This is a genomic window from Xanthovirga aplysinae (genome assembly GCF_009711365.1).
Lineage (GTDB): Bacteria > Bacteroidota > Bacteroidia > Cytophagales > Cyclobacteriaceae > Xanthovirga > Xanthovirga aplysinae.
The window spans coordinates 3,944-4,481 of record NZ_SMMB01000956.1; the positions used below are offsets into that span (position 1 = coordinate 3,944).

Here is a 538-nt window from a genome sequence, read left to right on the forward strand (position 1 = left end):
TATAGGTAGAGGGGCAGGAGACTCAAATCTCCCTGAATTAATTTCAGGGGAAGAAATGGAAAAATTAGTGAAAGAATTACGTAAAAAATATGATTACGTAATTTTTGATTCTCCACCCATTGCATTAATATCAGATAGTTTTGAGCTATTAAAGTTAATGGACCAATGTATGATAATGGTTAGAATGGGAGTTACTACTGAAGAATGTTTGCCCATGATTAAAGAGCTTCCTCGGGATTATAGAAATGTCCAGATGAATTTGATCATAAATGGAGTGAAAAATCCTTCAATTTCCCGAAAGTATTATGGTAGTTATTGTTCACAAAAGGAAATGAGAATTTAATTGTGTAAGTCCTGTAATTGGCACAATTACTTTACTTTTCATAAATAAAATCAAAGCGAAGTTTTGGCTTTTTTGTTGATTGGTTTAATCTGGCTTTAGGCTTTTTCGTTAAAGATTCAAATCAATTTGAATTAGGAAGCTTTTATTACTCTTTACCAGACCTTTCAATTGCTTCAGATTTGGAAATTAAAAATA

At 31.2% G+C, this 538-nt stretch carries 1 protein-coding gene; it reads left to right on the top strand.

Annotation, left to right across the window (positions count from 1 at the left end):
• The coding region (locus E1171_RS08940) for a P-loop NTPase family protein (RefSeq protein ID WP_484628027.1) at window positions 1-343 on the top strand (343 nt) is incomplete at its 5' end.
• Window positions 344-538: the final 195 nt, after the last annotated feature.